This window comes from Streptomyces botrytidirepellens (genome assembly GCF_003721215.1).
Taxonomy (GTDB): Bacteria; Actinomycetota; Actinomycetes; order Streptomycetales; family Streptomycetaceae; genus Streptomyces; species Streptomyces himastatinicus.
The window spans coordinates 33,046-44,875 of record NZ_RIBZ01000025.1 but is presented as its reverse complement, the minus strand read 5'-3'; the positions used below and the strand labels follow the sequence as shown (position 1 = coordinate 44,875).

The 11,830-nt window shown below is 74.1% G+C and carries 1 protein-coding gene and 2 pseudogenes; all 3 read right to left on the bottom strand.

Going from position 1 to position 11,830, the window contains the following annotated elements; genetic code table 11:
* Window positions 1-49: 49 nt before the first annotated feature.
* A pseudogene (locus tag EEJ42_RS54415) lies at window positions 50-607 on the bottom strand (alpha/beta fold hydrolase); the annotation flags it as partial.
* A gap of 315 nt (window positions 608-922) precedes the next feature.
* Window positions 923-7,369 (bottom strand): annotated as a pseudogene (locus EEJ42_RS52195) (type I polyketide synthase); the annotation flags it as partial.
* Window positions 7,354-11,790, bottom strand: a complete 4,437-nt coding sequence (locus EEJ42_RS52190; RefSeq protein ID WP_246095949.1) for a type I polyketide synthase — start codon at window positions 11,788-11,790, stop codon at window positions 7,354-7,356. The pseudogene EEJ42_RS52195 and the gene EEJ42_RS52190, both read right to left, overlap by 16 nt.
* Window positions 11,791-11,830 lie beyond the last annotated feature (40 nt).

The following is an 11,830-nucleotide window of genomic DNA, read 5'->3' as shown; positions in this document are numbered from 1 at the left end:
CCGCACCCCTTCAGGGTGCGGGGCCCGGCCCCTTTGTCGTACGCGCCCGTCAGCCGGACAGCCAGTCCCGGACGGCCCGCGCCGTCGTACCGGCGTGCTCCTCCATCATCGTGAAGTGGTTGCCCGGCACGTCGACCGCGGTGTGCGGCAGCTCCCAGTACGACCGCCAGTCGCCGCCGCGGGACCAGTCGAAGAGCCGCTCCCCGGCCCGGACCAGCAGCGTCGGCGTCTTGACCTCGGTGGGCCGCCACTCGCCGAACAGCCGGAAGTACGCGCCCATGGCCAGCAGCCGGGTGTCGTCCACCGGCACATGGCTCGCGCTCCGCTCGTCCACCCCGGCGCTCAGCCCCGGCTGGAGGCCCACGGCCGCGTCCCGGTCGTGCGAGTAGATGTCCAGCAGGACGATCCCCTCCGGGAAGACCCCGTTGCTCTCCAGCCGCGCGGCCACCTCGTGCGCCAGCACGCCGCCCGAGGAGTGCCCCAGGAGTACGAACGGCTCCCCGTCGGTCTGCCGCAGCACCGCGGCGGCCTGTGCCTCGATCACCGCCTCCGGGTGCGCCGGAAGCTGCTCCCCGGCGACGAAACCGGGGTTGCCCATCGCCCAGACGTCCTGCTCGCCGCGGAAGCCGGCGGCGAACCGCGCGTACTGGTGCGGGCCGCCGATCGACAGGATCGAGGAGAAGCACACCACGGCGGGCCGTGTCCCACCGCGCGACAGCCGCACCAGCGCGGGCGCCTTGCGCAGCTCCTCGGCGCTGCCGAACGAGGGCCGGAACCGGGAGACGTCCATCAGCAGCCGCGTGAACTCCTCCTGCCTGCCCAGCTGTCCGGCCTCCCGCATCATCGCGCCGAACACGTCCGACGGCTCGGCGCTCGCCGCGTTGTCGCCCGGGGTGCCGGGCTCCGTACCGTCCACGTCATGCGCCAGCGCCTCCAGCAGCTGCCGGGCGACCTGCGCGGGCGTCGGGTGGTCGAACAGCAGCGTCGGCGGCAGCCGCAGCCCGGTGACGGCGTTGACGCGGTTGCGCAGCTCGACCGCGGTGAGCGAGTCGAAGCCCAGCTCCAGGAAGCCCCGGGTGGCGCCCACGGCGTCCGCGTCCGCGAAGCCGAGGACGGCGGCGGCCTGCGTACGGACCACGTCCAGCAGGACGTTCTCCCGCTCCGCCGCGTCCAGCCCGGCCAGCCGCCGCGCCAGCGACGGACCACCGGCGTCGGCCGGTGCGCCGGAGGCCGTACGCCGCCGGGCCGGGGCCCGGACCAGTCCGCGGAACACGGCGGGCAGCGCCCCCTCGGCGGCCTGCTCGCGCAGCGGCGCGAGGTCCAGGTGGAGCGGTACGAGCACCGTCTCACCGCCGACCGCGCACGCCGTGTCGAACAGCTCGAGACCGTCCCGCGAGGACAGCGGCGCCATCCCGGAGCGGGCCATGCGCTCCACATCCGCGTCCGCCATGTCGCCGGTCATCGCGCTGCGCTGCTCCCACAGGCCCCAGGCGAGCGAGAGCGCGGGCAGCCCGGTGGCGCGGCGGTGCGCGGCGAGGGCGTCCAGGAAGGCGTTGGCGGCGGCGTAGTTGGCCTGCCCCGGCGCGCCGAAGGTGCCGGCGGCGGAGGAGAACAGCACGAACGCCCCGAGGTCGAGATCGCGGGTCAGCTCGTGCAGATGGAGCGCCGCGTCCATCTTCGGCCGGGACACCGTGTCGATCCGGTCCGGGGTGAGCGCGGACAGCAGCCCGTCGTCCAGCACACCGGCGGTGTGCACGACGGCGGTCAGCGGATGCTCCGGATCCACCTCGGCCAGCAGCTGCGACAGCGCCTCGCGGTCGGCCACATCGCACGCCGCGACGCACACCTGCGCGCCCAGCGCGGTCAGTTCGTCGACCAGCTCCGGCATGCCGGCGGCCCGCTGCCCGCGACGGCTGCCCAGCAGCAGATGCCGTACGCCGCGCTCGGTCACCAGATGGCGGGCGAGCTGCCCGCCGAGGACACCGGTGGCCCCGGTGATCAGGACCGTGCCGTCCGGGTCGAACTCCGCCTCCGGCGCCGGGTCCTCGCTCTCCTGGGTGGCACCCTCCTGGGTCGCGACCCTGGCCAGGCGGGGCGCGTGGAGCGCGCCCTCGCGGACGGCGAGCTGCGGCTCGCCCCCGGCCACGGCCGCCACGAGCGCGTCGGCCGTGGTCCCCTCATGGTCCAGGTCGAGCAGCAGGAACCGGTCCGGGTTCTCGGTCTGAGCGGTGCGGATCAGCCCCCATACGGGCGCGTGCAGCAGGTCGGACACCTCGGCGTCCGGGGACGTGGCGACCGCCCGCCGGGTGACGAACGCCAGCCGCGCCCCGGCGAAAGCCTCCTCCGTGAGCCACGCCTGCGCGCTCTCCAGCGCGGCGTGCGTGGCCAGCCGGGCGCCCTCCGCCAGATGGCGGCCACCGCCCCCGGCGGGGCCGGTCAGCGGGAGGAGGACGACATCCGGCCGGGGGCTGCCGGACGCCACCACGGCCGCCAGCTCGGCCAGATCGGGGAAGACGGCGCACTCGGCACCGGTGGCCTCCAGCGCGTCGACCAGCCCGAAGGCGTCCGTGCCGTTGTCCACGGCGCCCTGGCCGACCAGGGCCCAGCGGACGGCCGCCGGGGCCGCCGAGGGGGTCGGCACCGGCGCCCACTCCAGCCGGAACAGCGAGTCGTGGTACGTCACCTGGGCCGCGCGCAGCTGCTCCGGCGCGATGTGCCGCAGCACCAGGGAGTCCACCGACGCGACCGCGCCGCCGTTCTCGTCCGCGACGGTCAGGGCCACCGCGTCCGACCCGGCCGGTGCGATCCGTACGCGCAGCGCCGTGGCGCCCGCCGCGTGGAGGGTGACACCGCTCCAGGAGAACGGCAGCCGTACGCCCGCTTCGGCGCCCAGGAAGTCGCCGAGCGCCACGCCGTGCAGCGCGGAGTCCAGCAGCGCCGGGTGGAGCCCGAACAGCGCGGCGTCGGCGTGCTGCTTGCCCGGCAGGCGGAGTTCGGCGAAGACCTCCTCGCCGCGCCGCCAGGCGGCGGTCAGCCCCTGGAACGCCGGGCCGTAGCCGAAGCCGCCCGCCGCGAACCGCTCGTACAGGTCGTCCACGTCGAGCGCCACGGCATCGGCGGGCGGCCAGACGGACAGGCCCTCTTCGCTGTCCGCGGTGTCACCGGAGGCCAGCACACCGCCCGCGTTACGGATCCAGGGCTCCGAGGCGTCGCCCTGGTCGGTGCCGGGCTCCGGGCGGGAGTAGACCTCCAGCGTCCGGCGCCCTTCCGCGTCGGGAGCGCCGACGGTCAGCCGCAGCTGGACCCCGCCGCGCTCGGGCAGGATCAGCGGCGCCTCAAGGGTCAGCTCCTCCAGCACACCACAGCCGACCTGGTCACCGGCCCGGATCGCCAGCTCCACGAAGGCCGTCCCCGGCAGCAGCACCGTGCCGGACACGGCGTGGTCGGCGAGCCAGGGGTGGGTCTGGAGGGAGAGCCGCCCGGTGAGCAGGAAGCCGTCGGAGTCCGGGAGTTCGACGGCCGCGCCCAGCAGCGGATGCCCGGCGGCGCCGAGCCCGGCGGACGCGACGTCGCCCACCGACAGGGGCACCTCGATCCAGTAGCGCTCGTGCTGGAAGGCGTACGTGGGCAGCTCGACGCGGGTCGCGCCGGTGCCCTCGAACACCGCCTCCCAGTCGACCTGGACGCCACGGGTCCATGCCTCGCCGAGGGACGCCCAGAAGCGGTCCAGACCGCCCTCGTCGCGGCGCAGCGAGCCGATGGCGGCCGCTGCGCGGCCCGCGTCCTCGGCCGTCTCCTGGACGCCCATCGCCAGCACCGGGTGGGCGCTGGACTCGATGAAGGCCCCGAAACCCTCGTCGAGGAGACGGCGGATCGCGTCTTCGAGTTCGACGGTGCGACGGAGGTTGGTGAACCAGTACTCGGCGTCCAGCTCCGGGCCCTCGACCCACTCCCCCGTCACGGTGGAGAGGAACGGCACCTGGGCGGGCTGCGGTTGCACGGGGGCGAGGAGCGTGAGGAGTTCGTCGCGCAGCAGCTCGACCTGGGCGGAGTGCGAGGCGTAGTCCACCGGGACGCGGCGGGCCCGCACCTCGTCCGCCTCGCACGAGGCCAGCAGCTCATCCAGCGCGGTCGGCTCGCCGGAGACCACCACGGCCGACGGGCCGTTAACGGCCGCCACCGAGATGCGCTCCTCGCCCCACGCCGCGATCCGCTCCCGTACCTCCGACACCGGCAGCGCCACCGACACCATGCCGCCCTTGCCCGCCAGCACCCGGCCGATCGCCTGACTGCGCAGTGTCACCACGCGCGCCGCGTCCTGGAGGGTCAGAATGCCGGCCACGCACGCGGCCGCGATCTCGCCCTGCGAGTGGCCGACCACGGCGGAGGGACGCACGCCCAGCGAACGCCACAGCTCGGCGAGGGACACCATCACCGAGAACAGCACCGGCTGGACCACGTCGACGCGCTCCAGCGACGGCGCGCCCTCGGCGCCTCGCAGCACATCGACCAGCGACCAGTCGGTGAACTCGGCGAGCGCGGCGGCACATTCGTGGATGCGGGCGGCGAACACCGGCGAGGCGTCCATCAGCCCCACCGCCATGCCCGCCCACTGCGAGCCCTGCCCCGGGAAGACGAACGCCGTCTTCTCGGCCGTTCCGGTGCCCTGGATCAGCTGCGGCGCCGCCTCGCCCCGGGCCAGCGCCGTCAGGGTGGCGGTGAAGTCGTCGCGGTCCGTGCCCACCAGCACGGCGCGCTGGTCCAGGGGTGCGCGGGTGGTGGCCAGGGAGTAGCCGATGTCGGCGGGGCGCGGCCCGTCGTCGGCGGCGAGGAGTGTCAGCAGCCGCTCGGCCTGGGCGCGCAGCGCCGTCTCGCTCTTCGCCGACACCACCCACGGCACCGGGCTCGGCTGCCGCGTCTGTGCGGGCTTCGCCGGTTCCTCGGTGGGCGCCTGCTCGATGATGGTGTGCGCGTTGGTGCCGCTGATGCCGAACGAGGAGATGGCGGCGCGGCGCGGGCGGCCGGTGTCCGGCCATGCCCGCTGATCGGTCAGCAGCGACACCGCGCCCGCCGTCCAGTCCACGTGCGCGGACGGCTCGTCCACGTGCAGTGTCTTCGGCAGGACACCGTGCTCGATGGCCTTGACCATCTTGATGATGCCCGCCACGCCTGCGGCGGCCTGGGTGTGGCCGAAGTTGGACTTCACCGAGCCCAGCCACAGCGGCTCGTCCTCGGTGTGCTCCTGGCCGTAGGTGGCGAGCAGCGCCTGCGCCTCGATCGGGTCGCCCAGCGTCGTCCCCGTGCCGTGCGCCTCGACGACGTCGACCTCGGCGGCGGACAGCCGGGCCCCGGCCAGGGCCTGGCGGATGACACGCTGCTGCGACGGGCCGTTGGGGGCGGTGAGGCCGTTGGACGCGCCGTCCTGGTTGATGGCCGAGCCGCGGACGACCGCGAGGACCGGGTGGCCGTTCTTACGGGCGTCCGACAGCCGCTCCACGAGCAGCATGCCGACGCCCTCGCCCCAGGCGGTGCCGTCCGCGGCGGCCGCGAACGGCTTGCAGCGGCCGTCGGTCGCGAGGCCGCGCTGCTTGCTGAACGCCACGAAGGTGCCGGGGGTCGCCATGACGGTCACACCGCCCGCGAGCGCGAGCGAGCATTCGCCGTTGCGCAGCGCCTGCACCGCCATGTGCAGGGTGACCAGCGACGATGAGCAGGCCGTGTCGACGGTGACGGCCGGACCCTCCAGGCCGAAGGTGTACGACACCCGGCCGGAGGCGACGCTACCGGAGCTGGCGGTGCCCATGTAGCCCTCGAGGCCGTCGGGCGCGCGGTGCAGCAGCGTGCCGTAGTCGTTGTACATCACGCCGGTGTAGACACCGGTCCGGCTGCCGCGCACGGTCGCCGGGTCGATGCCCGCACGTTCGAACGCCTCCCAGGTGGTCTCCAGCAGCAGCCGCTGCTGCGGGTCCATGGCGAGGGCCTCGCGCGGCGAGATCCCGAAGAACACCGGGTCGAAGTGGTGGGCGTCGTGGAGGAAGCCGCCGTTGCGGGCGTAGCTGGTGCCCTGCTGGTCGGGGTCGTCGTCGTACAGCGCCTCGATGTCCCAGCCGCGGTCGGTGGGCATGTCGGTGATGGCGTCCGTGCCCTCGGTGACCAGCTTCCACAGGTCGTCGGGCGAGGTCACCCCGCCGGGGAACCGGCAGCTCATCGCGACGATCGCGATCGGGTCGTCGTCGTGGGGGGTGGCGGTGGCTACGGAGGTGGTTTCGTCGGCCCCGGTGCTGCCCTGCGCCTCGGACCGCAGATAGGTGGCGAGGGCGGCGGGGGTCGGGTAGTCGAAGATCAGCGTGGCCGGGAGCCGGACGCCGGTCACCGCGGTGAGGCGGTTGCGCAGCTCGACGGCGGTGAGCGAGTCGAAGCCGACCTCGCTGAACGCGCGCTGCGGTTCCACCGCTTCGGGCCCGGCGTAGCCGAGTACGGCCGCCACCTGCGTACGGACCAGCGCGAGGACGATCGCCTCGGCCTCCGCGTCCGCCACCCCGGCCAGCTGCTGGGCGAGCGCGCCGGACTGCGCGGATGCGGCTGCCTGCGCGGCGCGGCGGGCGGGGGCCCTTACCAGGCCGCGGAACAGGGGCGGCAGCATGCCGACGCCTGCCTGGGTGCGGAGGGCCGCCATGTCGAGCGGCATCGGGACCAGGAGTGCGTCGCTTGTGGTGTTCGTCGCGGCGTCGAAGAGTTCGCGGCCCTGGGCTGCGGTGATGGCGGCGATGCCGCCGCGCTGGAGGCGGGCGAGTTCCGCCTCGTCCAGGTCTCCGGCCATGCCGCCGGACTCGGCCCACAGGCCCCAGGCGAGGGAGGTCGCGGGCAGGCCATGGGCTGCGCGGTGCTGGGCGAGGGCGTCCAGGAAGGCGTTCGCCGCCGCGTAGTTGCCTTGTCCGGCACCGCCGAAGACTCCGGCGGCGGAGGAGAAGACGATGAACGCCGCCAGGTTCTGGTGCTGGGTCAGGTCGTGGAGGTTCCAGGCCGCGTCCGCCTTCGGGCGCAGGACGGTGGACAGCCGGTCCGGGGTGAGGGATCCGATCACGCCGTCGTCCAACACGCCTGCCGTGTGGACCACGGCGGTGAGGGGGTTGGTGGTGGGGACGGTCGCCAGGGTTTCGGCCAGGGCGGTGCGGTCTGCCACGTCGCAGGCCGACCAGTGGACGGTGGCGCCCAGCTCGGTGAGGTCGGCGGTGAGATCGGCGGCGCCGGGGGCCTGGTCGCCTCGGCGGCTCACCAGGAGGAGGTGGCGTACGCCGCGCTCCGCCACCAGGTGGCGGGCGAAGAGGGCGCCCAGGGTGCCGGATGCGCCGGTCAGCAGGACCGTGCCCTCCGGGTTCCACTCGGGGGCTTCGTCCTGCGGTGCCGTTGCGGCNGGTTCCACTCGGGGGCTTCGTCCTGCGGTGCCGTTGCGGCGCGGGCCAGGCGCGGGGCCAGGACCTCGCCGTTGCGCACGGCCACCTGCGGCTCGCCGGTTGCGACGGCCGTCGCCAGGGCCTTCAGCGAAGCGTCCCAGCCGTCGACGTCGACAAGCTGGAGGCGGTCCGGGTTCTCCGACTGGGCGGAGCGGATCAGGCCGTGGACGGCGGCGTGGGGCAGGTCGGCGACGGGGTCGTTGGGGGTGGTGCTTGCGGCGCCCGACGTCAGCAGGACGAGGCGGGATGCCGCGAAGCGGTCGTCGGCCAGCCACGTTTGGAGGAGGTGGAGGGCTTGGGTGGTGGCGTCGTGTGCGGCTTGCGGGGGGTTTTCCCCTAGCCCGCCCCTTCCCGAAACGATGGGCTCCGCCCCTCGACCCCGGTCCTCAAGCGCCGGACGGGCTGGAGATGCCCTACCTGGGCCTTCGAGTGCCGCGCCGTCCGTGGAACGGCCCGGACGCCCTTCGGGCGTGTCCTCAAGCGCCGGACGGGCTTGATGTGCCAGGGACACCACTACGTACTCCGGCAGTGGCGTTCCGGAATCGGCCGCTTCGGCCAGTGCCGCCAGGTCCGGGTAGGTGGGGAGGCCCAGAGGGGTGGGGCCCACGGACACCCAAGCGTCCTTGGACACCGGCTCGGCAGGGGGCGGGACCTGGGTCCAGTCCACTCGGAACAGGGCGTCGGACGCGCCGCCCGGGCGGGGGGCCAGCTGGTCCGGAGATACCGTGCGCAGCGCCAAGCGGTCCACCGAGGCCACCGGGGCGCCCGTCACGTCGGCCAGTTGGAGCGACACCGTGCCGTTTCCGGCCGACGACAGGCGGACCCGTACGGTGTCCGCGCCCACCGAGTGGACGCGGACGCCGGTCCAGGAGAAGGGCAGTCCGCCCTGGCCCGGGTTCTCGGTCAGGTCGCTGAGGCCGATGGTGTGCAGCACGGCGTCCAGCAGCGCCGGGTGTACGCCGAAGAGCGCGGCAGCCGGTTCGGTGCCCTCGGGGAGCGCGACCTCGGCGTACACCTCGCCGTCGCCGCGCCAGGCGGCGCGCAGGCCCTGGAAGGCCGGGCCGTAGGCGAAGCCCGCCTCGGCCAGGGTCTCGTAGAGGCCATCGGTCTCGATGCGCTCCGCGCCCGCGGGCGGCCAGGCGGCCAGGTCGAACGGCGCCGTCGGGGCACTCTGCGCGAGCAGGCCCGTGGCGTGGCGTACCCACGGCTCTTCGTCGGTGGCCGCGTCGGGGCGGGAGTGGAGCGCGAGGGTGCGGCGGCCGGTGTCGTCCTGGGCGCCCACGGCGATCTGGAGCCGGACCCCGCCCTGCTCGGGCAGGATCAGCGGGGCTTCCAGGGTGAGTTCTTCGACCAGGTCGCATCCGGCCTGCTCACCGGCACGTACGGCCAGCTCGACGAACGCGGTGCCGGGCAGCAGCACCGTGCCCATCACGGCGTGATCGGCCAGCCACGGGTGGGTGTCCAGCGCGAGCCGCCCGGTGAACAGGAAGCCCTCCGCGTCGGCCAGCGAGACAACCGTGCCGAGCAGCGGGTGGTCGGCGGTGCCGAGGCCGACCGAGGAGACGTCGCCGTAGGCGGTGCCCGCGTCCAGCCAGTAATGCTCGCGCTGGAACGCGTACGTGGGCAGCTCGACGCGCTCGGCGCCCGTGCCCGCGTAGTACGCCTCCCAGTCGGGGGCGGTGCCCCGGGTGTGCAGGGTGGCCAGGGCGGTGGTCAGGGTCTCGGCCTCGGGGCGGCCGGAGCGCAGCGCGGCGACGAAGGCCACGTGGTCGGTCTCGTCACCCGCCAGGCAGTCCTGACCGAGCGCGGACAGGACACCGTCCGGGCCGAGTTCGAGGTACGTGGTGACGCCCTGGGCCTCCAGGGTGCGGATGCCGTCGAGGAAGCGGACCGCCTCGCGGACGTGGCGCACCCAGAAGTCGGCGGTGGCGATCTCCGCGGCGGGCGCGATGCCACCGGTGAGGTGGGAGACCACCGGGATCTTCGGGGTGTCGTACGTCAGGCTCTCGGCGACCTTGCGGAACGCCTCCAGCATCGGATCCATCAGCGGCGAGTGGAAGGCGTGGCTGACCGTGAGCCGCTTGGTCTTGCGGCCCTGTGCCTCGAAGCCCGCCGCGATCTCGACGGCGGCGTCCTCGTCGCCCGCGATGACCACCGAGGTCGGGCCGTTGAGGGCGGCTATGCTGACGCGCTCGGTCAGCAGCGGCGCCACCTCGTCCTCCGACGCCTGGACGGCGATCATCGCGCCGCCGCCCGGAAGCCGCTGCATCAGCCGGCCGCGCGCGGCCACCAGCAGCGCGGCGTCGGCGAGCGACAGCACGCCCGCGACGTGTGCGGCGGCGATCTCGCCGATGGAGTGGCCGGAGACGAAGTCCGGCTTCAGGCCCCACGATTCGACCAGGCGGAACAGGGCCACCTCGATGGCGAACAGCGCGGGCTGGGTGAAGCCGGTGCGGTCCAGCGCGGCGGCGTCGTCCCCGAAGAGGACGTCCTTCAGGGGCCGTTCGAGCCGCGGATCGAGCGCCGCGCACACGGCGTCGAACGCCTCGGCGAAGGCCGGGTACGTCGCGTACAGCTCGCGGCCCATGCCGAGCCGCTGGCTGCCCTGACCGGTGAAGAGGAACGCCAGCTTGCCCCGGGTGTCCGCGCCCTGGACCAGCCCGGCGGCGGGTTCGCCCGCGGCGAGCGCGGCGAGCCGGTCGAGGAAGGTGTCGCGGTCCCCGGCGACCACGGCCGCGCGGTCCTGGAGGGCGGCGCGGGTGGTGGCGAGGGCGTAGCCGACGGACACCGGGTCCAGGTCGGGGCGTTCGGTGACGTACGTGTGCAGCCGGGCGGCCTGGGCGCGCAGCGCGTCCTCGCCCTTGCCGGACAGCAGCCATGGGAGGAGGGGGAGGGTGCGGGGCGGCACCTCGGCCACCGCCACCTCGTCGGTGGCGTCGTCGGTAGCCTCCGGTGCCGGGGGCTGCTCGATGATCAGGTGGGCGTTGGTGCCGCTGATGCCGAACGACGACACGGCGGCGCGGCGCGGGCGGCCGGTCTCCGGCCACGGGCGGCCCTCGGTGAGCAGCGAGACGGCCCCGGCCGACCAGTCGATGTGCGGTGACGGCTCGTCCACGTGCAGCGTCTTCGGCACATAGCCGTGTTCGATGGCCTTGACCATCTTGATGATGCCCGCCACGCCTGCGGCGGCCTGGGTGTGGCCGACGTTGGACTTGATGGAGCCGAGCAGCAGCGGCCGTTCGGCGGGCTTCTCCTTGCCGTACGTGGCGAGGAGCGCCTGCGCCTCGATGGGGTCGCCCAGCGTCGTCCCCGTGCCGTGCGCCTCGACGACGTCGATCTGGTCGGCCGTCAGCCGGGCGCTGGCCAGCGCCTGGCGGATGACGCGCTGCTGGGACGGGCCGTTGGGCGCGGTGAGGCCGTTGCTCGCGCCGTCCTGGTTGGTGGCGGAGCCGCGGACGACGGCCAGCACCCGGTGGCCGTTCTTCCGGGCGTCCGACAGCTTCTCCACGAGCAGCATGCCCGCGCCCTCGGACCATCCGGTGCCGTCGGCGGCCGCCGCGAAGGACTTGCAGCGGCCGTCGAAGGACAGTCCGCGCTGGCGGCTGAACTCGGTGAAGGTGCCGGGCGTCGACATCACGGTGACGCCACCGGCCAGGGCCAGCGAGCATTCGCCGTTGCGCAGCGCCTGCATGGCCAGGTGCAGGGTCACCAGCGACGACGAGCAGGCCGTGTCGACGGTGAGCGCCGGGCCCTCCAGGCCGAAGGTGTACGCCACCCGGCCCGAGGCGATGCTGCTGGAGCCGCCGGTGCCGAGATAGCCCTCGACACCGGGCGGCACGGCGCGCAGCCGCGAGGCGTAGTCGTGGTACATGACGCCCGCGAAGACACCGGTCTTGCTGCCGCGTACGGACGTGGCGTCGATGCCCGCGCGCTCGAACGCCTCCCAGGTGGTCTCCAGCAGCAGTCGCTGCTGCGGGTCCATCGCGAGGGCCTCGCGCGGGCTGATGCCGAAGAACGCCGGGTCGAAGTAGTTGGCGTCGTGGAGGAAACCGCCCTCCCGGACGTAGCTCGTGCCCGCGCCGTCCGGGTCGTCGTCGAAGAGCCGCCCCATGTCCCAGCCGCGGTCCGTGGGGAACTCGGAAATGCCGTCCCCGCCGCCGGACACCAGCCGCCACAGATCCTCGGGCGACTCGACGCCGCCCGGGTAGCGGCAGCTCATCCCGACGATCGCGATGGGCTCCTGGTCCTCCGACTCCACCTCCTGGAGGCGGCGTCGGGTCTCATGCAGGTCGGCGGTGACCCGCTTGAGAAAGTAACGGAGCTTTTCCTCATTCATACGTGCGTTCCCTCTCGAGGAATCCGGAAGGTCGGGTCAC